This window comes from Allobosea sp. 05L423 (assembly GCF_056397745.1).
On sequence record NZ_JBFTOA010000001.1, the window covers coordinates 586195 to 608498 of the forward strand.

A 22304-nucleotide genomic window follows, 5' to 3' on the forward strand; every position below is an offset into this window, starting at 1 on the left:
AAACGAATCAGTTCCGCGAGGCGGGAACATGCGCGGCGGCCCGGCATTGAATCGTGTTGTTGCGTATGGGGTGAGTGTCATGGTCGCGGCGCGTGCGAACTGGAAAGGCTATCTGAAGTTCGGCGAGATCAGTTGTCCGGTTGCGCTCTATACCGGGGCCAGCACATCGGAGCGCATTTCGTTCCACACGATCAATCGCGACACCGGTCATCGGGTGCGCCGCGAGTTCGTCGATCCAGTCACGGATGAGCCAGTCGATCGCGAACACCAGATTAAGGGCTTCGAGATCGACAAGGACCGCTACGTCGAGGTTGAGCCCGAGGAAATCGCAAAGGCGGTTCCAGAGAGCAACAAAACCCTTGCCGTCGCCGCCTTCATCCCCTGTGGCGACATCGACACGATCTATTTCGACAAGCCCTATTACCTGGCGCCGGACGGCAAGATTGCCGATGATGCCTTCGCCGTGATCAGGGAAGCGCTTCGGGCCAGCAAGGTCGGCGCCCTCGCGCACGCTGTGCTGTTTCGCCGCTATCGCGCACTGCTGATCCGAGCCCAGGGGCTCGGCCTCGTCGCCCATACTCTCAACTTCGACTATGAGGTGCGTTCGGCATCGGAAGCCTTCGACGGCATCCCGAAGCTGAAGATCCAGAAGGAGATGCTGGATCTCGCCAAGCACATCATCGACACCAAACGCGGAACGTTCGACCCGTCAACCTTCGATGATCGCTATGAGGCCGCGGTCGCTGAACTAGTGAAGGCGAAGCTCGCCGGCAAGGCGCTTCCGGTCGCGAAGAAGGCCAAGCAGCCCAAGGTCGTCGATCTGATGGCGGCCTTGCGCGCCAGCGCCGGTCAGGCTGCCCCTCCGCCCGTAAAGCGCAAAGCGTCGCGGAAAGCAGCTTAGCCTGCCAGCCTCGTTCGGGTCCGGAAATTTCCGCCAGTCGATCCCGCTTCGTCGAGTCAGGAGCCTTTCACTCTGGAACTAACGTCGCTAGGTCGCGTTCTCAAGCCGGATTGAGAGAGGTGCTCGATCTCAGCTCGAGCAATGGGCTGGAGGCCCAAGTGAACCCCGCCACCGCCGTGGCGGGGTTTGCTGTTTTGGGTGAACGCCGACATTGCCCATCGTTCATCATTTGCAGCCAAGCTCTTGAAGCGCCTTCGATGCGGCGTGGCGCCGAGCTGCCGTCTTTCCCCTCCCATGGCGTGTGTGGCTCGGCGTCTTTTCCCGCTATCCGGCGAGGGCGGCCGCGATGTCGTGTTCAAGTTCGATCAGGATGCGCCGATAGTCTGCCGCGATAACTACCGCCGCCGGTTCCGCTTTCTGAGACCACCGGATGTGAGCGAGCGACGCTAGCTCGTAGCTTTCATAGAGGTCGAGAATCGAACCGTGGGCGGCTCGCTCAAGCTCGCCCCGCCGCTCGGGCCAGCGGAGCATCAGCCGCGCTAGCCCTGATTTCTGTTCTGGCGTCATAGCGACCGCTGCGATCAAAGGCGTAAGTTAATCCCTCTTTGGACCCGCAAATATTGTCCTTGATGTCTAGGTTTTCGCGCCTTCGCAGCGGGGAAATGCAATCCCATCCATGAACTCCGCGTCGAGGCCCCGAGGGGAGGGCGCGCATGCGGCTTTATTGGAGGGCAGAACTGGATCGCCTCCAGTGGGATTTGGCGTTGGCGTTCAACCCTGGATGGGGCTACCGTAGCGTTCAGACTGTCAGTTTTGTTGCGCCTTGCGTTCTTGGAGGCGGTCGTGGAAGCTTCAGAACAGTCAAGCCACGATGGCGCAGTCACTGCGTTTCCCGGTGCCGATGCAGTCAGGTCTCAGCTGGATCGTATCGCCGGAAGCAAGGATTTCATTGTCCCGGAACGCATCACGGCGTTTCTCCAATTCATTGTCGATGAGACGCTTTGCGGGCGACAGCGCCAACTGAAAGCCTACACGATTGCGATTGCTGTGTTTGGCCGATGTGAAGACTTCGACGCAATGAACGACCCAGTTGTGCGGATTGAGGCAGCCCGCCTGAGGCGCGCTTTGGAACGGTATTATTTGCTCGACGGGAAACGGGATCCGGTCGTTATCGAGGTGGCAAAGGGAAGCTACGTTCCGACATTCCGCTGGCAGCATGCAACGCCGCGGCAGCAGTTTCAGACTGAGCCGCTAAAGGTAACCATCCAAAGCAGAGGCATCGGGCTTGCGGCACTCGCCAACCATCCTTGGTCTTTGGCCTGCGCTCTGTTTCTCGCGTTGGCACTGAGCCTGACCGTTGTCATGCAGGCGATGCCCCTGCAATCGGCTGCGCAGCCATCGACTTCCGAAAAGATGGTTGACCCGGAGGTGATCGTAAAGCCCTTCGCTAGTCTGTCAGCGTCGTCGGAATGCGTAACATTCGCCGCAGCGCTTTCCGAGGAAGTTCTGAATCGCCTCTCACAGCTGAAGCGACTAAAGGTCTTCGGTAAGGGCGGGCCGACCGGTGTATCGACTGCATCGCTCGGTGACCCAATCGTGCCTCGATACATTCTCGAAGGCAGTGTTCGTCAGTCCGGCGACACGTTCCGCATCATCGCGCGCTTGGTTGACAGCCGAACTGCAGCTATCAAATGGGCGTATTCGATGGACCGCGATCCACGTACGGCATCGAATATGGAAGCGGCTTCTGCGGCAGAGCTGGCTGATCTGGTAGCCCTTCAAGCGACCAAACCGTTTTCAGCGACTGATGCGCCAGCGCGCAGCGCAAAGGCGCTCCTGTTGTCAAAGACAGCAGGGCCGGATGCCCCGGCATTGCGCTGAGGCTGGTCGCAAGTTGACTGGGCTCGGCCGTTAAGACGTCGGCAGTGGACCTGCTGGCAACGACGATTTTCAATGACCCACGAAATTCGACGGAACTCGCTACGATGAGGAGCGTTTCCGCCTCCGATTTCGTTTCTTTAGGCGTGATTTCTCGTCGAGCTTCAGAGATCGAGATCGGCTGATCGCATGGTTTTCAGGATAGATTCACCGCAAGAATTCCCAGATCGGGACGCTGAGGTATGCATTTTGTAGCCGTCATCGAAAAAGAACCTCAAACGCTTTACGGCGGATGGTTTCCCGACGTTCCAGGTGCCATCTCCGCCGGTAGGACGCTGGACGAATGCGTCGCATCGGCGCGAACGTGCCTGCGCGAATGGGCCGCTGAGACCCTGGCTCATGGCGAGCACTTGCCCCCGGCTCGTGCTCTTCAGGAAATTCAGGCCGATCGTGACGTCAGAGCAGCACGCCGGCGCGGTGCTGTGTTTGTTGCTGTGCCATTGAAACTATGGGGCTAGCGCCGGCAAACCGTTTCAAGGAACCGGTCCATACCTTCCTTGCCGCTTCCCAGCTCGTGCTTTCACTGCCGGCTGCGCTCCGTTTTCGGACGCCGATGCGGCTTCCGACTTGCGCACCCGCGGTGGTGCTGATCACGCGGTGGACCAACTCGAGGCCACAGGGCCAACCTTGAGTCCTATCGTCAAACCGGACGCTGAGCCGCACACCTGGCGCGGCCTAGTCCTCGCACCGGGTTATCATTTTTCCCGATGGAAGCGAGAAGCTGCACTCGTCTTCATAGTGAACCGGCGTGCCGTCCTTGAGCGTGTAGGATGTCGTTAGGAGGCCGGGCCACTCGCGCCAGACAATGACGATATAGTGGTTGCCATACTCATCCTGGCAGCGCTCCCGATAGAGTTCGCGCTTAGGTGGCATGGGCCGGCGCGCCGACGGCCCTGCAGGTTTTCGCAACGCAACCATCGCAAACCTCACACAACGCTATTGCCAACGATTCAACTGCGGCGGGAGGCGGCTGTTCCGATCGCCACGATTGCCGGCGGGCTCCGCATCGACTTGCCCCGGCTCTCCTGGGCCTTCTCGTAGTGTTCGCTTATGCTCCCGCGAGACGAGAGATTTTTGCCGCCGCACTTGGAGCAGCGATAACGCAGGCAGATGTCCGGGATCGGCAGATCGTCAGGCAGCCCGTACAGGCTGACCTCAGCATAGCGAACACAGTCGTTGCACCAGACCTCAGCCAGCTTGCATCCGCGGGCGCGTTCCGATCCGACCGTCGCCGGCTGGATCTCCTTCCCGTCCTTGTCGTAGGCGCGGCGCGGATTTCGCTTCATAGCGCTCGGATCTGCTCCTCGAATTCCTCCGGGATGGCCCCGTGACGCGCGAGGACGTCGATCGACGCAACTTCACCTGTCTCATCATCCGCGACGACATGGACGACGGCGACGCCCTCTGCAGAGCGCCCGAGCCGCTCCCCTTCGTTCAGCGCGTGATGCTTGGTTTTCGCCGGGACGCGCTGCGCCGGGACGAGCTTCTTCCGATGCGTCTTGGAAGGGCTGAAGGAAGAAGGTGTCGACGTTCATAGCTTGACTCCTAGGCGCGGTTTGTTCTCATTATGTTCTCATACTCGAGGACGCAAGCCATGTCACCCGAACCCGCACCAGAACCCGACTTGGCGAATGAAATTGAGTGCGAAATCAACGATCTTGTCGCTGAGCATGGCAGCGAGCGGCCGCGCTACGGGCAGTTCTGCACGATTTCAACGTTCTGCTCGCCGACGCCGATCGTTCCGTCTCGCGCGGGTATCTGCGCGGGCTGTTCTCACAGGGAGCGCGGCCTGTTCGCGAACCCGAATGACCAATGAAACAGCCGAACGACCAGCGCAGGCGCAGGGTTGGCGGTGACGATGTGTAATCTCTACAGCCACACGCGAAACGTCGAGGCGATGCGCAAGCTGTTCGCCCGGTTCGACGTTGCGGCGCAGATTGTCCAGCAACCCGGCATCTTCCCCGACTATACCGCTCCTGTGATCCGCAATCCGGTGGGCGGTGGCCTCCCTGAGCTCGCCATGGCGCGCTGGGGCATGCCGTCTCCATTCTTCGTCATCGAGAAAGCGGCGAAGCTGCGGGCAGACAAACTCGCGGCGAAGGGCAAGGCCGTCGACATGGCTCAGATGATCCGCATGGAGCCGAGCGCCGGCAACACGAACATCCGGGATACGAAATACTCGCACTGGCAGAAATTTCTGGGGGTCGGGCATCGCTGCCTGGTGCCGTTCACATCCTTCTCCGAATTCAACAAGGACGCTGGCGGCGACATCTGGTTCGCGTTCGGGGAGGAGCGCCCAACCGCGTTCTTCGCCGGGGTGTGGACGCCTCAATGGCGGAGTGTGCGGAAGGTCAAGGAGGGTGAGGTGACGGCCGATCTCTATGCCTTCCTCACCACCGATCCGAATGCCGAGGTGAAGGCGATCCATCCCAAGGCGATGCCGGTCATCCTCACGACACCGGAGGAGTGCGAAACCTGGATGACGGCGCCGTGGGAACAGGCGTGGGCGCTGCAGCGACCGTTGCCGGATGGCTCGTTGAGCATCGTAGCCCGCGGTATGAAAACGGATGGCGGAGACCCGGAGGTTGAGCGGCCGGCGCAGGCCTTCTTGATCTGACGGCCCTCCGCCGCGACGCAGAGCTTTGCGGACGGTAGCGAACGCGCCGTCGTATCCTGAACGTTGGCAGGGTCGGTGCTTGGAAACGAAGGCGTGCCCCGACATGTTCGTGGCCCTCGCCCAATTTTCGATGGAACCGGCGCCATTGCCAAACGTTAGCGCCTCCAAAAATGGAGGCGGAAATGTGGCGTTTTTCGTTTCTATCGACGTTGTTTTCAGTAGCGGGCATCACGACGGTTGTCGCGTCTCCGACGATTCCAGCGACGTGGATGGGGGACGCCATCTGGCTCGTCGTCGCGGGTGCATCAGCCCTTGCTGTGATGGCCTTTGAGGGCGAAAACGGCTGACTTCGATGATGTCGCAAGGCTCGATATCGATCACGACTAAAGTCGGCCCCGAGGGATACTTTCGCGTGGATCTCCCGTTGGATCCGGCCACGCTAAACGAGCAGTTATTCGAAGTTGGTAGGTGGCTCGTGGAGTGGAATATTCCTCACCAAGCGCGGATCAAAATGGACCCCCCTTCAGGAAGCGTGCAAGTGAGTTTTTCCGACGAACGCCATGCTCGCGCATTTCAAGCACAGTTCGGCGGACAGTGCCGCCACCGGTGAAATGGCCAAATTAGAGATACGTGGCCTTCAACACCCTGATAATGCTGTTGTGGTCTGCGTAGAGGGCAGGGATGTCATTCCCCGCGAACCACTCAGCAGCGACGGCGTCGTCGCCGGCTTGGAGAGGTGGCCGGCCGTGGTCCAACGAGAGTTCAAAAAGGACTGCTCCCGAGATGATGCGGCTCCGCGGATCGCGGTCGATCGCATCGAAGGCAATAGGCGGGTAGGTGGCGATAATCAGACCCGGCGAAGCCTGGAGGTTCACTCCGGCCTCCTCCTCGAATTCGCGTAAGGCGCAAGCTCCGAAGGTCTCGCCTTGGTCAAGAAAGCCACCGGGAAGGGCCCAGTGGCCGCCCTTCTTGCGGCGGATCAGGGCGACTTCGTCTCCGCGAAAAACCACCGCATCGGCCGTTAGGTGAGGGCCCCTGCCATATTTGGCTTCATAGTCGGGATCAGGCATCTCTTAACCTCCACCCCGGTCTACGCTGGAGAAAACCCTATTCTCCAGGGCCGGCGGCCGGTTTCTCGACAGGCTTCGCCTGTGGTTCTTTACTGGTGTCCTTGCCGGCGTTCGGATCGATCGAAATGCCGCTGACTGAATCCCGACCTGGTGCGCCCTGTATCGAGCGTATTTTCTGCTGTTCTTCGGGTGAAAGCTTATTGCCTTGTCCGTCCCGCATGAGAGCCTCCGGTATTGCCCCCTGTCGGTGAACGGGTAGTTCGAAAAAGGGTTCCACCACTCCACTAAACGTTCGACGGCAGCTTGGCTCGGAGGGCCCAGAACTAACGGAGTTGTGAGCCAGCCGGATTCGCTTCCCTCCGCTAAAAGGCGCAATGCTCCCTTGCCGCGCGTACCTAATGCGCGTGTTGCTGGCGAAGGGTGGCCATCATCCCGCCAGGTAGGCCGCGAGATTTTCCCGCTTTTGAAACGACCCGGCTCAGTCATGAGCTGCCGCGTGGAATCGTACCATGCGGTCGATACACACGGAGGTCGGCCTAATGCATGCACTCACGCTCGTAGTGGCTGGCCTCACTCTCGCCGTGGTCGGCGCCAGCGCGCAGGAATTGAATGAATCGTCGCTGGAACGGCAGCTGCCTGACCCTACAAGCCCATCTGGCTCCCTGAAAAGCCAACCAATCGCAATTGTTGACATCAGCTTGCTGCCGAAGGCGAAGCAAGTGCAGATCCATCGTCGTGTTGCGGAGAAGGGTGAGGCCGAACTTCAGAAACTTAGGAGTGCGATTGAGGCTGTACCGAGCATTGTCTCCGCGCTTCGGGCAAAGCAGTTGTCGCCAACGAATGTTCTATCGGCAGAGACCAGCCCCCGCGGACGTTTAACACTCCTGATTGCAAGACGATAACCCTAGCCTGCCGCTCGCCTGGAACCGCAGGCTCAACGGGCAAGGCCGGTGGACTGGCCTGTTCAGCCGACTGCGGCAAGCTCGTCTGATCACCGCCAAGCCCCGCTCAGCCATCCATAGACCGCGACGAAGACCAGCGCCATGAAGGCAAGGGCGATGGTGAAGCCGTTGGCGCGGATCATGGGTGCCCCCGGCATCCGGAAATGCGTTCAACGATCCTGGCCGGTGAGTCCGGAAGCGATGCCCTGAGACGGGTTGGGAGACGCGCTGACAATTCCCTGAGCACGGGGCTCCATGCCCTTGGATTGAGCTGACTGTATCACAGCAGGTACGACGGCACTGGCGATGCGAAAGACGGTGGTCATTATGCTCGAAGCGGAGACCCCGCCATTGACGGCTTCGAGATCCTGGTCATCCAAAGCATCAGCAGGGCGGGTTTCGGCATTGTCAGTCATAGATGCAATCCTCAGGAAGTGGCGGGGCGCGGTTACCCAATGACTGTAACCCCGAAGTTTGAAGCAATGCGCCACTGCGCCGTGTAAAATTCAAACGGCTGGCATCACTCCCATCTCACTCTCCCTGCGACCGGACGCCTGCGGCAGCTACGGCTCCAAGCACTGCGGTGAGTGTGAGCGGGCGGCGAAGGACCAGGGCGACGGAGACGAAGCCGGCGTTCCGGCCTTCGTCCGCCAGACCCACGAGCATCCGTCCTTCGGAGACCAGGCATGAGCGCGGTTTTCGACTGGTCGACCGTAAGCGACCACAGCCTTGCCCAGCTCGCCCGCGAATTCAGCGCATCGCAGATCGCCCAGCAGCTCGGGTGCTCTCGGAATGCCGTGATCGGCCGCTGTGCTCGCCGCGGCATTCGGCTGAGCCGTTATCTCGCGCCGCGGGTCGTGCCGGCGCCATGTGACCTCGTAAGGTGCGGACCAATCAGGGCAGGCGGCCAAGCACGCCAGTTGCGCCTTCGTCAGCTTACCCATCGGAGCGGCCCTCCGAGGCGAGCGCAGAGCGGATGCGGGCATCATGGCGCACCTGCATTGCGGCTTGCGCAGCTTCCAGAGAGCCGAATTTCCCGAGACGCTCTCCGCGCTCGTAAAGCCAATATCGATCGGTCGACCAATTCGTGCCGTTGTCCTCGATGCGATACCACTCCTCAAAAGCCAGCCAGCCGTATGTGACGCGGTGCCACTCCAGCTCCTTCACCCCCACGCTCGCCCCGGTCTCCGCAGAGGTTGCGGGGGTGGCGTCGCTGGCGAGGGAGGCGTCTCTCGCATCGCGCAACCACTTCACACCGGGGAACTTGCGGTCGAAAGCTTTCCAGTTCTCTTCGTGCGTCCGTTCGTGCGACCACGTCTCCTGCCAGAGATTGTTGAGCAACGCGGAGGCCGCACGAACGAGTTCCGCCTCTCGGCTCCCGCTCGGAGCCGGCGCTGGGGCGTCGTTGGTCGTGGTCATGGGCGGGGCCTCAGCAGGTTCGAGATTTCGGAACGCAGGTCGTTATTGCCGAGAGCGTAGGCTGCTAGCAGTGCATCACGGAGTATTTTTGCCTCGTCCCGGCTTGCGCATAGTATTTCACTGCCGTTTGCGATGATCGGGGCAGCAACGATCCACCCCTTCTCAGGGTGATGCCCCATCGTGATTTGGAGGTGCCCGTCTATGCTGGCGGGTCGCTTCGGTTCGATGCTCATGTCCGATCCTCCTGCACTGGGGCAGAGGTAAGGGCGGCGGGGATCATCGGCGGGTCGTCGAATAGCGCGAGAGCGGCCATGACCTGATCGCGCGTCTGGTGCTCTGCCGATGTTGGCCGGCGGAAGTGCTTCAGCGTCGCCATGAGCGCCTGCCGCATCTGCTGAACCTCGGGGTAGAGATGAGCGAGGTTCATGAGGCTCGGCTTGGCGATGGCCCCGGCCAGCATGTTGCGGTGGACTGCGATCGGATCGGACAGGGTCGCCTCCACCCCGCTCGCCGGCAAGGCTTCAGGGGAAGGGGCTGCTGCGAGCATGGCGCGATAGATGTCACCGCAAATCTTCGGCCAGATCGCTTGGAAGGCAGACGCGTGCGACGCAGGCGCTGCGTTCATCATCGCTTCGGTCGGCTCGATGGGCACCAGCTTCCAGCCGGCCACCGTCCCCTGCGCGGCGGGGGGTGAGAGAGGGGTCATGCTCACGATCCGCACCATTCGCCTAGGCCGCAGCCAGTGGCGCTTTCTTCATCGGGTTGAGGGGCTTCGTATTTGCCGTGCGGCGAGTTGGACCAATCGACGATCTGTCTGATGCCGGTCGCGCCGCGGAATTTGTTCGGGCGGAACATCGTCCGAGGCTTGCCCTTCGACGTGAATCCAAGCTCCTTCTCGATCCGCTCGATTTCGGCGATGTCAGCTTCGTCGTATCGGCGGATATCGGCCTTGCTCGAATTTATGCAGCGGCACTCTTCCGAGCGATGCGCCAAGGGCTCGACGCCAGCTCGTGCAAGCAGATCGTTACGCTGGTCTTCGTTCATCTCAACCAGCGGCGCAATCATGGTCCGTCCGCCGTCGTTGGGGCTATTGAGCCGATAGTGTGGGGCGTTCCGTCTGTGCTCGCTTTCCTCTCGGCGAAGCCCAACAAGGATGACGGCGCGCCGATCAGGGTCGTTCTCCTCCAGCCACGCCATCGATGGCCGGATCTTCAGTTCAGTCGTGCAGAACTGGGCCAGCCGCATCGGCCAGCCTTTATGATCGCGAACGATCCTTTCCATGCCGGGGGACTTGGTGCGAGCGGCTGTGAAGCCGAGAGACCGCACCCAATCCTCAAGCTGCGGGACACGTTCGGTCTGCCACCAACGGCGCGCCCAGCCGGTATCGCTGTAGAGGACCGTGACGCCATCAAGTTGTTGCTCGTGCGCCCACTGGATCAGGGCGACACTGTCATTGCCGTAGCTTGACCTGAGGACGAACCGGAGCGCGCCGGAATTGTGCCGGATACCGGGGAGTTCGGTTTGAGCCGAGACGATCATACGCCCGCCTCCCTCTGTTCCGTCCCTGGATCTTTTTTTGTGGCATCCGCGAGGTTCGGGCCAGAGCCTTGAGGCTGCGGCACAAGCGGCATCCAATGGGTGGGTTTAGCTTGCCCCTCGACGTCGGAGACCAGTTGCTCCGCGAAGGCCCAGAACCCAGCTTCGCCTAACTCTGCCGCGTCATCGGCATCATAGGCTTGCCAAAGCATCGCGGACGGCCATGGCTCCATCGGAGCGGTGCCAAGGAAGACCTCTCCTGTCTTCGGTGCCGTATCGATCGGCTGCCAAGGTTCTTGAGGACAGCGCGCGGATGCCAACTCCTGAGAAAGCCTTTCCCCCCTCTCTTCGGAGGCTTTGAGGGCGGCTAGGGCTTCGTCAAGAGCGAGCCTTGCGCCAAGCTCTGGGCAGCCCATCGCGTCGTCAGCACGATCGCAGCCGGGGAACCCGCTAGCGCACTTTGCCCATTCGTCCTTGGGCAGCGAGCAATATGCGCACGGCTGATCCGATTGCGCCAAGGCCGCGCGAAGTCGTGTGTTCTCCCCCTCCTTCTCGCTCAGGGCGCGGGAGGTCGACTCTAGGGCGGCGAGAAGGGCCTCCTTGGCAGTCTCGGCACGTTCGATAGCAGCGCGACGTTCCGGGCCAGGGTGCGAGTGGCACCGGAGCGAAACGGCACGCACCAAATCCGACACCAGCTCTGTGTTCCGCCCCTCAGACATCGGAGGCCTCCCCGGTGGGGGTGGCTTTGGCGAGAACATCCAGCAGATCGTTCACGCGAAGCTTGAGCTCGCTGGCCGGATCTCCCTCGATGATGGCAAGGAGAAGCATCTCGGCTTGCGAGCGGGCCTCCTCGATCGCCTCGAACATGTCGGGGGCCGCCACGATCAGGCGGGCGTTGGCGGTGGCCTCAGCACTATGCTCCCCCCAGACGCCAAAGCCGGCATCCGCAACGGCATAGCCATCGCTCTGTCGACCGATGCCGACGACCTTGCCGGTCGGCGTTTCGAAGACCTTCCACGGCCCCGGAGTGTGCGCCCGCTCACCCACGGCCGTCCCTCCTCGCGGGGGAGGGGAGGGTCGAAACCGTTTTGCACTGGCTACGGTTCGTTCCGGTTGCGTCCCGCTTTGTTCCAGTGCGGGGTGAAAAACAGAAAGCCGTGCTGCGCGGGCTTTTCGTGGATTTTCGGTAATGCCGTCTTAACGGGAGCGGCATGGGCATTTTCGCAGCTGGAGTGCGTTGCATTTTGAGGGAACCGCGCGGTCATTCCGGGCAAGCTGCAGCTGGCGGGGCCGATCCGGAAACCATCGGAGGGTTCGGCGCTCTGTGATGGATTCCGGGTCAAGCCTTGAATGGCGCCGCCTTCTAGCCGAGCACAGCAGTTCTACCGCAGCGGGGCGGGCGCAATCGCTGGCAGTTCGTTGCCGGGCAGCGAAGCCTCGTTCGCCACCCGTTCGAAGCCCGGCATCCGGCCGCTGGTCGCCAGCGCGACGGTCAGCTTTTCGGCGCGCTCCGGCGACATGGCGGCGAGCACCTCGGACATCTTGCGCGGATTCATCTGCTGCACCACCGGCACGAGCACGTCGAGGCCGAGGCGGTCGAACACGCGGGCGGCGTCCTTCGGCTTCATCGCCTCGTACATGATGACGAGATTCTTGATCGCCTTCGCCTCGTCGGCGGAGGCCTTGGCGGCTGGACTGACCTTCTCTTCCAGGGTCTTGAGATCGCCGACGCGGCCGTCGAGTTTCTTCTCGGCCGAATCCAGCAGGCGCTCGCGCATTTCCAGCTCGCGCATCCGGCCTTCGAGCTCGTCGCGGCGTTCGCCGAGGCGTTCGAGAATGGCCTTCTCCGCCGGCGAGAGCGGCTTGGCCGTGCCGTTCATGACGCCGGCCTTGTTGTTAGGGTTGGCGGCGCGGGCAGCCTCGGCCTTCGCCTCGGCTTCCTTCTTTTCCTGCTCCTTCTTTGGGTCGGGAGCGGGCACGGAGCCGGTCGTCTCGGGATCGAAGAAGTCCGGCGCTTGGGCGCGCGCGATGATCTTCGCCTGGCCCCAGACGTCCTTCTCGGCAACGGCCTTGCCGGCGGGGGCCTTCGCGAAGAACGGCGCGTCAGGGGGAATCTTGCCGGGGGCGGGGTCCGCCGTCCAGGCGAGCAGCTTCAGCGCCAGGAGACCCATGGCGCCGAGGATAACTGCCGGCAGGAGGCGGGGTCTTTCGATCACGCAGCCTGTTCCTCGAGGCGGCGGGCGGCGCGGGCGCGGATGGCTGCAGCCGATTGGGCGGCGCTTTCAAGGCGGGACACCGGCGCGGGCTCGGCAATCGGAGCGGCATCCGCCGCCGGCGGCTTGGCGCCGACCAGGGTGGCGGCGCTGACGATCTGGCCGATGCGCTCCATCACCGCCTGGCCGGCCTCGACCTGGGCGGCGAGATCGGCGGCATAGCGCTCGGCAGTGCGCAGACGCTCCTCAAGCGTGCGGTCGCAATCGCCAAGCGTGAGCTTGAGGCCGGCGATGGCGCGCTCGGCATTGTCGGTGGCGGTGATGAGGGCGCCGACCGTCTGACGCATGCCGGCCTCGTCGGCCTTGAGGCGCTCGATGCGCTTGGTCAGGACGAAGCAGGTGATGATGGTGGCGACCAGCAGGCTGGCGACCAGCACGTCGGCAATGAGATTGATCGTCATGGCATCCTGCTTCAGGTCGTGGCGCCGAGATGGCTGGCAAGGCTGTCGAAGGCCGCGAGGGTGGTCTTCGAGCGCCGGAGCGGCGCGACCACCTGGACGGCGATCTTGTCGTCGACGCGTCCGATCCGTCCTTCGGTGACGATGAAGTCGCCGCAGCGCAGCGACACGGTGGAGTCGGGGCGGGTGTCAAACATCAGCGTGTCGCCGATCTCGAGCTTCATGACGCGCTTCAGCGGCATCTGCGTCTCGTGCAGCACGCAGGTGACGTCGACATCGGCCTGCCAGACCTCGGTCGCGAGATGGTTCTCCCAGATCGGGTCGCGCCCCAGCTTCTCGCCCATGAAGCTTTCGAGCAGCAATTCGCGGATCGGCTCGATGGAGGCGTAGGGCAGGAGGATATGCAGCGCACCGCCGCGGCCTTCCATGTCGAACTTGAGTTCGACGCGGATCGCGGCGTTGGCCGGGCGGGAGATCGAGACGAAGCGCGGGTTGGACTCGACGCGGTCGACCGTGAAGGTCACCGGCGAGAGCGGCCTGAAGGCAGCCTCGGCATCGCCCAGCACCAGCTCGATGACGCGGCGGACCATGCGGATTTCGATCGAGGTGAAGGGGCGGCCGTCGATGCGCGGAGCCGGCTGGCCGCGCTTGCCGCCGAACATGGCGTCGAGCACCGAATAGGTCAGCGCCGACTCGATGGTGACGAGGCCGAAATTATCCCATTCCTCGGCCTTGAACACCGAGAGCAGCGCCGGCTGCGAGATCGAGTTGATGTAGTCGCCGAAGCGCACCGAGCGGATGCTCTCGAGCGTGACCTCGACGTTGTCGGTGAAGAAGTTGCGCAGGCTCGTCGAGAGCAGGCGCACCAGACGCTCGAAGATGATCTCGAGCATCGGCAGGCGTTCATAGGCGACCGAGCCCGAATCGACGATCGCCTGGATGCCGTTGCGGGACGCGCCGTCGTCGCTGCTGGAGAAACCGAGCATCGTGTCGATTTCGTCTTGCGACATCAGGCGGTCTACGCCGCCTTCCGCTTCGCCGTCCTCTTCGATGATGTCCGGCATCGCGGCCCAGCCGGCCGCCATGCCTTCCGGCGTCAGCGGCTCGTCGGTCGGTGCGGGGTTGTCGCGCTCGGTGCTCATCGTTCCGCCGTCATCTCGTTCCGGGGCTCAGGGATACCCCGGCTCACTGCACCAGCAGTTCCTTGAATAGCACTGCGTCGACCTTGGCCGGATAGACCGTCAGGTTGACGCGGCGCAGAAGCTCTTCCTTCAGCCGATACATGCCGGCCGAGCCTTCGAGGTCGGAGGGGCGCAGCTCACGCATGAAGACCTGGAAGGCGTCCTCGACGCGCGGCAACAGCGGCTTCACCTCTTCGGAGACCTTCGCATCGGCGATCTCGAGCACGACCTTGATCTTCATGACGGGCTGACGGTCCTGCTGGCCGCCATTGGACATGCCGATCATCATGTCCTTCATTTCGAGGAAGGTGGCGGGCTTCTTCGCCTTGGCCGCCTCGGTCGCGGCGATCTGCTCCGGCGTCGGCTTCTTCAGGAAGAACCAGCCGCCGGCGCCGGCAGCCGCCAGCAGCACGACGCCGCCGATGATGAAGAGCTTCTTCTTGCTCTTCGGCGCATCCGGACCCGACGCGCTTCCCTCTTCCGTCTTGGCTTTCTTCGCCATCTCGTCTGCGCCCCGGCCGCCGGGCCGCGTTCTGCCGCCCATGTACGCACCTTCGCCAATTACGGTTAACGCGTCGTTAAGGACGGCAGAATTTGCCGGGTCGTTCTTGCCGCTTTTGCCGTTCGTGCCGGGTTGTGGCGAGCAATCGGAATGAGAATAAAACAAATAATATCAGTGCTTTACGAAAATTAACCATGCTGGCACGGCGATTGCGGGGAATGGGCCGTGGCGACTGCGCTGGGGAGCGTCGAGGTCGCCGCGGGACATGATCGGGAGTTGAGCCGTGGAGAACGCGCTTCTCATCGGCCTGTCGCGCCAGGTTGCCCTGGCGCGCGAGCTGGACGTCATCGCCAACAACATGGCGAATGTCGGCACCAATGGATTCAAGGCGCGCAGTGCGCGCTTCAACGAATTCATCATGCCGGTCGCCAAGGCCGACGCCTTCAAGCCGTCCGACCGGCCGCTGTCCTATGTCATCGACAACGGCACGCCGATCGACCTGTCGCAGGGCACGATCGAGATGACCGGCAATCCGCTGGATGTGGCGCTGAAAGGCGACAACTACCTCGTCGTGCAGACGCCGAGCGGCGAGCGCTATACCCGGGCGGGATCGCTGACCGTCGACCGGCAAGGCCGCCTCGTGACCCAGACCGGACTGCCGGTGATGGGCGATTCCGGGCCGATCAGCTTCGGCTCCAGCGAATATGCGATGCGAATCGCGGCCGACGGCACGGTGAGCAGCGACCAGGGCACGCGCGGCAAGCTGCGTCAGGTCCGCATCTCCGACGCGACCAAGCTCGTCAGCGAGGGCACCAACCTGTTCTCGGCGACGGCCGGCGTCCAGCCTGCCGGCCCCGAGGCGCGGCTCGAGCCTGGCGCGATCGAGCGTTCGAACGTCAAGGCCGTGGTCGAGCTGACCCGGCTCATGGAGGTGCAGCGCAACTACCAGAGCGTCGCCAACATGATCACCAAATCCGACGAGCTGCGCAGCCGGGCGATCTCGCGCCTGGCGGACCAGCAAGCCTGATAGCGGAAAGGAGCGACTCCCATGCGCGCCATGCAGACAGCCGCGACCGGCATGATGGCCCAGGAGATGAACGTCCAGGTCATCTCCAACAACATCGCCAACGTCCGGACCACCGGCTACAAGCGCCAGCAGGTCCATTTCCAGGACCTGCTCTACGAAAATTTCCGGCGCGCCGGCTCGGCCACTTCCGACCAGAACACGCAGGCTCCGGCCGGCACCTTCATCGGCTCCGGCGTCAAGACGGTCTCGACCGGTCGCGTGATGACGCAGGGCAATATCAGCCCGACCGAAAAGCCCTACGACCTCGCCATCCGCGGCGAGGGCTTCTTCCGCGTCCGCATGCCGGACGGCCGCACCACCTATAGTCGCGACGGCTCCTTCGACCTCGACTCGCAAGGGCAGCTCGTGACCCGCGACGGCTATCAGGTCGAGCCCGGCATCACCGTGCCCAACAACGCCACCAGCGTCAGCATCAACGCGCAGGGCATCGTCGAGGCCATGCTGCCGGGGCAGACTGCGCCGCAGCAGCTCGGCCAGATCCAGCTGGTGCGCTTCGTCAACAAGGTCGGCCTCGAGTCGATCGGAGACAACCTCTATGTCGAGACCGCCGCTTCAGGGCAGCCGATCGACGGTTTCGGCGGCGGCGAGGGCTTCGGCACGCTGCAGCAGAACTATCTCGAAGAGGGCAACGTGCAGGCCGTGACGGAGCTTTCTTCTCTCATCGCGGCGCAGCGCGCCTATGAGATGAACTCCAAGGTCATCACGGCCGCCGACCAGATGATGTCGGCGACGACCCAGATGTTCCGCGGCTGATCGGAGGCTTCGCATCATGGTCCGCCTCTCCCTGATCGCTCTCCTGCTCTCCGGCACCGCCACCCTGGCGGCTCCGCAGCACGGCCAGCAGCACCCGCAGCCTGCGCCGGCCTCGGTCGCACCTGCCGCCGCGGCGCCGGTTGCCGCGTTGCCGCGCAAGCTGCAGCTGCGCTCCGAGGTCAACCTCCCCCGCGATCTCGTCACCTTCGGCGATCTCATCCCGGGGCTCTCGGGCGAGACCGCCGCGACGGCCGCCTTCCGCGCGCCGGGCCTCGGCGAGACCGGTACGATCCAGGTCGCGCGTATCATCGAGGCGGCGCGGGCCGCCGGCATCATCCGCGAAACGTCGGACTTCGACAGCCAGGGCTTCGCCCAGGTGGTCGTGACGCGCGCCGCGCGCCGGATCACTGCCGCGGACATCGAGATCGCGGTGAAGATCGGGCTGCAGGAGCGCTTCGGCATCGATGCCCGCATCTTCGCGCTGGCAATCGATGGCGGCGCTCCGGCCGTTGCGGTCGAGCCCGAGCTTACCGGCGATGTCGGCGTCCTCGACCTCTCCTTCGACGCCCGCTCGCGTCGCCTGCAGGCACGGCTTGCGGTGCCCGGCAGCATGGCGATGCGGCTGAAGCCGCTGCGCATCTCCGGTCAGCTCGTCGAAACGATGGAGGTGGTGGTGCCGAAGCGCCTGATCTCCCGCGGCGAGACGCTGGGCAAGGACGATGTCATCGTCGAGCGCCGCCCGCGCGACGGGCAGGGCGGCGAGATCATCAGCGACGCCCGCGCGGCGGTCGACAAGGTCGCGCGCCGGGCGCTGCTCGCCGGTGTGCCGCTGCGCGGCAGCGACGTCCAGCGCGAGGAGATCGTCGGCAAGGGCGATCTCGTCACCATCGTCTACGAGGCGCCGGGGCTGATGATCACGCTGCGCGGCAAGGCCAACGAGGCTGGCGCGATGGGCGATGTCGTCTCCGTCACCAATCCCCAATCCAAGCGCGTGCTGCAGGGCAAGGTCAGCGGGCCGGGGCGGGTCTCCGTCCAACCCTCCCTGAACGGCCGCATCGCCAGCGCCCAGTGACCCTCATGGAAACCGCTATGTATGCGCACCGCCTCGCCAAGCTCTCCGGCCTGCTGATGCTCACCGCCTCGCTCGGGGCCTGCGGCATCGGTGACCGCCTCGCCAATGTGGGCCAGGCGCCGACGCTCTCGCCTGTGGATGATCCGACCGCCGCCAAGGGCTACAAGCCGGTGCAGATGCCGATGCCGGCGATGGAGCATGCCTCCTACGCGCCGAACTCGCTCTGGCGCACCGGCTCGCGGGCCTTCTTCAAGGATCAGCGCGCCCGCAATGTCGGCGATCTCGTCACCGTCAAGGTCAAGGTCACCGACCGGGCGCAGCTCGACAATACAACCAAGCGCAGCCGCAAGAACGGCGAGGATTTCGGCGCTGGAAGGATCATGGGCTTCGAGAACAAGCTCGACAAGTTCCTGCCGGACGGTGCGAATGCGGGCGAGCTTCTGAAGCTCGATTCCGAAGGTTCGAGCGAGGGTGCCGGCTCCGTGCGCCGGAGCGAGCAGCTCGCCACCAATGTCGCGGCCGTGGTCACCCAGAACCTGCCCAACGGCAACCTGGTGATCGAGGGCAAGCAGGAGATCCGCGTCAACTTCGAAATACGCGAGCTGATCGTGGCCGGCGTGATCCGGCCGGAGGACATCGAGTCCGACAACACCATCGACTCGACCAAGATCGCCCAGGCCCGCATCGCCTATGGCGGCCGCGGCCAGATCACCGATGTCCAGCAGCCGCGCTACGGCCAGCAGGTGATGGATATCCTGCTGCCCTTCTGACCTTTCCCGAAATCCGGACGGCGCGGAACGCTCCCCCTTGTCTCCGCGCCGGCCCGAGCCGGCGGTCTCTCCCGAGCCGCCGACAACCCCGGCCGCCCGCAACGCTCCCCAAGCCAACCAGCTGGCGGCCAGAAGCCCCGCGTTCTCCCGACGCGGGGCTTTCGTCGTTGGGCGATGGCGTGGGGAGTGTCCGGGATCGGTGGGAAGCAGAACCCGAGTGCCGCTCCGCAAGTGGACATCGCCCGATCTCGACCTGGTTCGACCATAGGCGGCGGCGAATGTGATAGGATGTGTGCTGCATCGATTTGAAGGGTTTCGCCATGTCAAACAATGCAAAATCCCTTGTCGCGTTGTGCTTTGGTCTGGCGGCAGCTCTGATGAGTGTGTCGCCGTCTAATTCTCAGCAAAATCCGGTCACCGCCATCGATATCGCGCTGGAACCAGATGCAACAATGATCCAGCATGCACAGGCGGATAATGCCCGCCTGCTGAAAGCCTTCCCAAAAGGCTTTGCTCTGGACGCGACACGCCATCCGCACATCACGATGCTGCAGACATTTGTCCGCACCGCCGATCTCGAAAAAGTCTACGGGGCGGTCAATAACGTCTTGTCTACCGAGAAGCCGACAAGTTGGAAATTGAAAGCATACAAGTATTACTATATCCCCTCGCCACCGATCGGGCTGGCGGGAATCGTCGTTGAACCGACAGATGAATTACATCGGCTGCAGCAGAAAATAATCGAGGCAGTTGCGCCTTTCACGGCGAAGACTGGAACGCCAGCAGCCTTCATGAGTACTGAAAATGGCCGTGACATCCAAAAATTCTTGATCGGCTACGTCTCCAATTTTCCGAAAATAGCAGCTGGCGAGAAATTCAATCCCCACGTCACGATCGGTGTTGGTACCATCCCCTATCTAGACACCATGCTCGCGGAACCGTTCGCCGCCTTTACGTTCTCGCCAGTGGGAGCTTCAGTTTATCAGCTTGGCAGTTTTGGCACCGCTCGCAAGGAACTCAGGGCTTTGGCACTGACACCCTAAGGGAGGCGGAGAGGACGCATAAGCTCAGGACACGCGTCGCGCCCGCGTGGGCACAGTATATTTGGCTTTCATGGCAGGCGCTGGCCTCGAAAGGAGCCAATCATGTCACCGAATGCGCTTTTCTCCAGGCCTAGCCGTCGCAAACTGGTCTCGGCCTTGGCAATGCTTCCGGCGTTTTCCGGAGCCCTAACCTTCTCCGCATTGGCACAAACAGAGACTGCGAGCATTCCGCTCCCCTCTTGGAACGATGGCTCAGCCAAGCAAGCGATCCTGGCATTCGTAGCCGCTGTGACACGCGAGGGTTCGCCGGATTTCGTGCCTCCCGAAGAGCGCATCGCGACATTCGATAATGACGGCACCCTTTGGGTGGAGCAGCCTGGGCCAACTCAGTTGGCATTCGCAATCGACCGGGTGAAGGCTTTGGCGCCCCTGCATCCAGAATGGAAAGACACACAACCATTCAAGGCAGTGCTGGAAAACGATATGGAAACGCTCTCCAAAACTGGGGAGCGGGGCTTGGCCGAGTTGGTCTTGGCGAGCCACGCGGGAATGACGACAGAGGAGTTTCAGAAGATCGTCATCGACTGGCTCGCGACCGCTCGGCACCCGCGCTTCAAGCGACCATACACCGAACTTGCCTATCAGCCGATGGTCGAGTTGCTCGCCTATCTCCGCTCCAATCGGTTCAGGACTTACATCGTCTCAGGCGGCGGCATCGAGTTCATGCGTCCATGGACCGAGCGGGTCTATGGTGTACCGCCGGAACACGTTGTCGGCTCCTCGATCAAGACCAGGTTTGAGCTGCGCGACGGCAGGCCCGAGCTCTTCCGATTGGCGGAGATGAACTTCATCGACGACAAGGCCGGCAAACCGGTCGGCATAAACGAGTTCATTGGACGCCGCCCGGTCGCCGCTTTCGGCAATTCCGACGGCGACTTAGAAATGCTGCAATGGACGACGCTGGCTGGAGGCTTACGCTTCGGCCTCATTGTCCACCATACCGACGCAGAGCGTGAATACGCTTACGATAGGGACTCGCCCTTCGGACAGCTCGACAAGGCGCTAGATGCCGCGATCCTGAATAAGTGGACGGTGGTCGACATGAAGAACGACTGGAAGCGCATATTTGCGTTTGAGTAGCAGCTAAGGTCCCGAGTTGGGTCGGAAGGCGCCATTCCGCCGCAACTCTTGACCATCTAAAAAAGGCCCCGCGCCATGGGGGCGGGGCCTTCGAACTGGTAGGCAGCGAGGCGCCGCTCCTCAATCGTCGCGGAAGACGCGTTCGTTGCGCTCGTGGCGCTCCTGGGCTTCGAGCGAAAGCGTCGCGATCGGCCGGGCTTCCAGACGCTTCAGCGAGATCGGCTCGCCGGTCTCCTCGCAAAAGCCATAGGAGCCGTCGTCGATGCGAGCGATGGCGGCCTCGATCTTGGCGATGAGCTTGCGCTGGCGGTCGCGGGCGCGCAGCTCGATGGCCCGGTCGGTCTCCGACGAGGCCCGGTCGGCGATGTCAGGGTGATTCTCGCTCTCGCTCTGCAGGGTGACGAGGGTTTCCTTCGCCTCCTTCAGGATCTCGTCCTTCCAGGCGAGGAGCTTGCCGCGGAAATACTCACGTTGACGATCGTTCATGAACGGCTCGTCATCGCTCGGCTTGTAGTCCGCATCGAGGATGATCTGCTTCGACATGGGCGCGCTCTCTGAGTTGTCCGCTCACGCGCCCCTCGGCTTTGCCGTGGGAGGGTGAGCCGATTTGGCGCCCTTATAGCGATCCGTTTCAAGCGGAACAATCGCTTCCGACATCGCAATCAACGGCTTCGTGATCGCGGCCCGCCGAAAGGCCGAAAACGTGAAGAAAACCGCGATTAACGGCCTATCTTTCGAACTTGCCGAGTGCCGCCGCGATGTCGGCCTCGACCAACCGGGCAATAGGCCCGCGATAATGGTTGTGATCGAAGAACAGATTCGGCTCGTGCAGGGCTGGCCGATCAACCCGCCAGTCGACAAGAGCGGTGTTCGGGCGCCGAGCGGCGAGGTCGGCGAACGCCTTTCGGCAGGCCGCGTCAGCCGCGGCGTCCGGTGTTCCCGGCTTCGAGAGCGCGGTGACGTAGACCGGCGGCCGCACGAGAATCAGGGCCGTCCGCTGCGGCGCCGACTTCATCAATTCCTCGAGCTTCGCCGCAGCGGGGAAGGGACCGTCGACGTTGCCGCCGCCCAGTTCCACCGGTTGCTCCAGGCGCGCACGAAGCTCAGGCCGTTGCTCATGGCCCTGTAGCTCATTGCCGGCCTCGTAGTCCCAGTAGCCGTCGGGGCGCGCGCGCTCGGTCTTTCGCGAGGTCAGATAGGCGAAACGGCCCGGAATTTCCTCGATCAGGTCGTAGCGCATCAGTCCGCCGACATAGTCGAAGATGCTGCGGCTCAGCAGCCAAAACGGAAACGGCCTCTCGTTCGGCAGGGCCGGGTTGGAGGTGCACCAGTAGCTGTCGATGCCGACGACGATCGCCCGGGCCGGGGGCTGGCGATGGTGTCTCAGGAACCAGTCGATCGTTGCCAGTATCTCCCGCGGCATCGTCCCAGGTGCGATCAATGAGACGAAGGGGATGCCGGTTTTCTCCCGCAACTGCCCGGGGGAGATCAGCTGGATCTGCGAATTGCCGAAGATCGCCCCGGTGAACTGTGGATCACGCCCGCGGCTGGCCAAGGCCGTGCGCGGCCCTTGCGGGCGCACTCCCTCTTTCAAGGCAAGCGGTGTACGGCCGGAATCATAGGGGTCGACCAGCACTGCGAGCGTCAGGAAGGCGGCCGAGAT

Annotated in this window: 29 protein-coding genes; 14 read left to right on the top strand and 15 right to left on the bottom strand. The window is 62.9% G+C overall.

Features of this window, described 5'->3' with window-relative positions; translation table 11 throughout:
• Positions 1–79: 79 nt before the first annotated feature.
• The gene (gene ku, locus AC1DNE_RS02950; protein ID WP_476804193.1) at positions 80–901 is read left to right on the top strand and encodes a non-homologous end joining protein Ku; all 822 of its coding nucleotides are present in this window, start codon (positions 80–82) and stop codon (positions 899–901) included.
• 324 nt (positions 902–1225) lie between these two features.
• Here the strand turns inward: ku and AC1DNE_RS02955 are convergent, their stop codons facing one another.
• Positions 1226–1468, bottom strand: coding sequence for a hypothetical protein (locus AC1DNE_RS02955; RefSeq protein ID WP_441473983.1), 243 nt, complete (start codon positions 1466–1468; stop codon positions 1226–1228).
• A gap of 276 nt (positions 1469–1744) precedes the next feature.
• Between AC1DNE_RS02955 and AC1DNE_RS02960 the strand changes: the two genes are divergently transcribed.
• From AC1DNE_RS02960 to AC1DNE_RS02985, 6 genes are all read left to right on the top strand, one after another.
• Entirely contained in the window at positions 1745–2782 is a 1038-nt protein-coding gene (locus AC1DNE_RS02960) for a hypothetical protein (protein ID WP_476767369.1), read from the top strand.
• 239 nt (positions 2783–3021) lie between these two features.
• The gene (locus tag AC1DNE_RS02965; RefSeq protein ID WP_441473981.1) at positions 3022–3297 is read left to right on the top strand and encodes a type II toxin-antitoxin system HicB family antitoxin; all 276 of its coding nucleotides are present in this window, start codon (positions 3022–3024) and stop codon (positions 3295–3297) included.
• Between the two features lie 869 nt (positions 3298–4166).
• Complete coding sequence (locus tag AC1DNE_RS02970) at positions 4167–4376, top strand: hypothetical protein (protein WP_441473979.1); 210 nt, start codon at positions 4167–4169, stop codon at positions 4374–4376.
• A 57-nt stretch (positions 4377–4433) separates the two neighbouring features.
• The gene (locus AC1DNE_RS02975; RefSeq protein ID WP_441473978.1) at positions 4434–4655 is read left to right on the top strand and encodes a hypothetical protein; all 222 of its coding nucleotides are present in this window, start codon (positions 4434–4436) and stop codon (positions 4653–4655) included.
• A 42-nt stretch (positions 4656–4697) separates the two neighbouring features.
• Positions 4698–5456 carry an SOS response-associated peptidase family protein gene (locus tag AC1DNE_RS02980; protein WP_441471592.1) on the top strand — a complete coding sequence of 253 codons (759 nt, stop codon included), beginning with the start codon at positions 4698–4700 and terminating at the stop codon, positions 5454–5456.
• A gap of 182 nt (positions 5457–5638) precedes the next feature.
• The gene (locus AC1DNE_RS02985) at positions 5639–5803 is read left to right on the top strand and encodes a hypothetical protein (RefSeq protein WP_441471593.1); all 165 of its coding nucleotides are present in this window, start codon (positions 5639–5641) and stop codon (positions 5801–5803) included.
• A 273-nt stretch (positions 5804–6076) separates the two neighbouring features.
• Here AC1DNE_RS02985 and AC1DNE_RS02990 read toward each other — a convergent pair whose 3' ends face one another.
• Positions 6077–6526, bottom strand: a complete 450-nt coding sequence (locus AC1DNE_RS02990) for an NUDIX domain-containing protein (protein WP_441471594.1) — start codon at positions 6524–6526, stop codon at positions 6077–6079.
• 37 nt (positions 6527–6563) lie between these two features.
• Positions 6564–6746 (bottom strand): hypothetical protein, encoded by a 183-nt coding sequence (locus tag AC1DNE_RS02995; protein WP_441471595.1) that lies wholly within the window; start codon positions 6744–6746, stop codon positions 6564–6566.
• Positions 6747–7065: 319 nt separating this feature from the next.
• Between AC1DNE_RS02995 and AC1DNE_RS03000 the strand changes: the two genes are divergently transcribed.
• Entirely contained in the window at positions 7066–7428 is a 363-nt protein-coding gene (locus AC1DNE_RS03000; protein ID WP_441471596.1) for a hypothetical protein, read from the top strand.
• 209 nt (positions 7429–7637) lie between these two features.
• Here AC1DNE_RS03000 and AC1DNE_RS03005 read toward each other — a convergent pair whose 3' ends face one another.
• The 10 genes from AC1DNE_RS03005 to AC1DNE_RS03050 all read right to left on the bottom strand — a co-directional run bounded on the left by AC1DNE_RS03005 (position 7638) and on the right by AC1DNE_RS03050 (position 14776).
• Complete coding sequence (locus tag AC1DNE_RS03005; protein ID WP_476766862.1) at positions 7638–7883, bottom strand: hypothetical protein; 246 nt, start codon at positions 7881–7883, stop codon at positions 7638–7640.
• A 520-nt stretch (positions 7884–8403) separates the two neighbouring features.
• Positions 8404–8886: a hypothetical protein gene (locus tag AC1DNE_RS03010; protein ID WP_476766861.1), complete on the bottom strand. Its 483-nt coding sequence runs from the start codon at positions 8884–8886 to the stop codon at positions 8404–8406.
• The gene (locus AC1DNE_RS03015; RefSeq protein WP_476766860.1) at positions 8883–9119 is read right to left on the bottom strand and encodes a hypothetical protein; all 237 of its coding nucleotides are present in this window, start codon (positions 9117–9119) and stop codon (positions 8883–8885) included. The genes AC1DNE_RS03010 and AC1DNE_RS03015 overlap by 4 nt, the downstream gene beginning before the upstream one ends.
• On the bottom strand, positions 9116–9592 hold the full coding sequence (locus AC1DNE_RS03020) for a hypothetical protein (RefSeq protein WP_476766859.1): 477 nt from the start codon (positions 9590–9592) through the stop codon (positions 9116–9118). The genes AC1DNE_RS03015 and AC1DNE_RS03020 overlap by 4 nt, the downstream gene beginning before the upstream one ends.
• A gap of 2 nt (positions 9593–9594) precedes the next feature.
• Positions 9595–10425 (bottom strand): phosphoadenosine phosphosulfate reductase domain-containing protein, encoded by an 831-nt coding sequence (locus tag AC1DNE_RS03025; RefSeq protein WP_476766858.1) that lies wholly within the window; start codon positions 10423–10425, stop codon positions 9595–9597.
• A gap of 708 nt (positions 10426–11133) precedes the next feature.
• The gene (locus tag AC1DNE_RS03030) at positions 11134–11469 is read right to left on the bottom strand and encodes a hypothetical protein (RefSeq protein ID WP_476766857.1); all 336 of its coding nucleotides are present in this window, start codon (positions 11467–11469) and stop codon (positions 11134–11136) included.
• A gap of 335 nt (positions 11470–11804) precedes the next feature.
• Complete coding sequence (locus AC1DNE_RS03035; RefSeq protein ID WP_441471611.1) at positions 11805–12638, bottom strand: MotE family protein; 834 nt, start codon at positions 12636–12638, stop codon at positions 11805–11807.
• Positions 12635–13096 (bottom strand): DUF6468 domain-containing protein, encoded by a 462-nt coding sequence (locus AC1DNE_RS03040; RefSeq protein WP_441471612.1) that lies wholly within the window; start codon positions 13094–13096, stop codon positions 12635–12637. Before AC1DNE_RS03040 ends, AC1DNE_RS03035 begins: the two co-directional genes overlap by 4 nt.
• An 11-nt stretch (positions 13097–13107) precedes the next feature.
• Positions 13108–14235 carry a flagellar motor switch protein FliM gene (fliM, locus tag AC1DNE_RS03045; protein WP_441471613.1) on the bottom strand — a complete coding sequence of 376 codons (1128 nt, stop codon included), beginning with the start codon at positions 14233–14235 and terminating at the stop codon, positions 13108–13110.
• 43 nt (positions 14236–14278) lie between these two features.
• Complete coding sequence (locus AC1DNE_RS03050) at positions 14279–14776, bottom strand: flagellar basal body-associated FliL family protein (protein ID WP_441471614.1); 498 nt, start codon at positions 14774–14776, stop codon at positions 14279–14281.
• Between the two features lie 283 nt (positions 14777–15059).
• Between AC1DNE_RS03050 and flgF the strand changes: the two genes are divergently transcribed.
• The 6 genes from flgF (at position 15060) to AC1DNE_RS03080 (ending at position 20641) form a co-directional block, all read left to right on the top strand.
• Positions 15060–15803: a flagellar basal-body rod protein FlgF gene (gene flgF, locus AC1DNE_RS03055; protein ID WP_441471615.1), complete on the top strand. Its 744-nt coding sequence runs from the start codon at positions 15060–15062 to the stop codon at positions 15801–15803.
• Between the two features lie 21 nt (positions 15804–15824).
• Entirely contained in the window at positions 15825–16616 is a 792-nt protein-coding gene (gene flgG, locus AC1DNE_RS03060; RefSeq protein ID WP_441471616.1) for a flagellar basal-body rod protein FlgG, read from the top strand.
• Positions 16617–16632: 16 nt separating this feature from the next.
• On the top strand, positions 16633–17688 hold the full coding sequence (gene flgA, locus AC1DNE_RS03065) for a flagellar basal body P-ring formation chaperone FlgA (protein WP_441471617.1): 1056 nt from the start codon (positions 16633–16635) through the stop codon (positions 17686–17688).
• Between the two features lie 17 nt (positions 17689–17705).
• On the top strand, positions 17706–18458 hold the full coding sequence (gene flgH / locus AC1DNE_RS03070; RefSeq protein ID WP_441471618.1) for a flagellar basal body L-ring protein FlgH: 753 nt from the start codon (positions 17706–17708) through the stop codon (positions 18456–18458).
• A gap of 320 nt (positions 18459–18778) precedes the next feature.
• On the top strand, positions 18779–19501 hold the full coding sequence (locus AC1DNE_RS03075) for a 2'-5' RNA ligase family protein (RefSeq protein WP_441471619.1): 723 nt from the start codon (positions 18779–18781) through the stop codon (positions 19499–19501).
• Positions 19502–19663: 162 nt separating this feature from the next.
• Positions 19664–20641 carry an HAD family hydrolase gene (locus AC1DNE_RS03080; RefSeq protein WP_441471801.1) on the top strand — a complete coding sequence of 326 codons (978 nt, stop codon included), beginning with the start codon at positions 19664–19666 and terminating at the stop codon, positions 20639–20641.
• A gap of 120 nt (positions 20642–20761) precedes the next feature.
• Here the strand turns inward: AC1DNE_RS03080 and dksA are convergent, their stop codons facing one another.
• Entirely contained in the window at positions 20762–21184 is a 423-nt protein-coding gene (gene dksA, locus AC1DNE_RS03085) for an RNA polymerase-binding protein DksA (RefSeq protein ID WP_441471620.1), read from the bottom strand.
• 184 nt (positions 21185–21368) lie between these two features.
• Positions 21369–22277 carry a hypothetical protein gene (locus AC1DNE_RS03090; RefSeq protein ID WP_441471621.1) on the bottom strand — a complete coding sequence of 303 codons (909 nt, stop codon included), beginning with the start codon at positions 22275–22277 and terminating at the stop codon, positions 21369–21371.
• Positions 22278–22304: the final 27 nt, after the last annotated feature.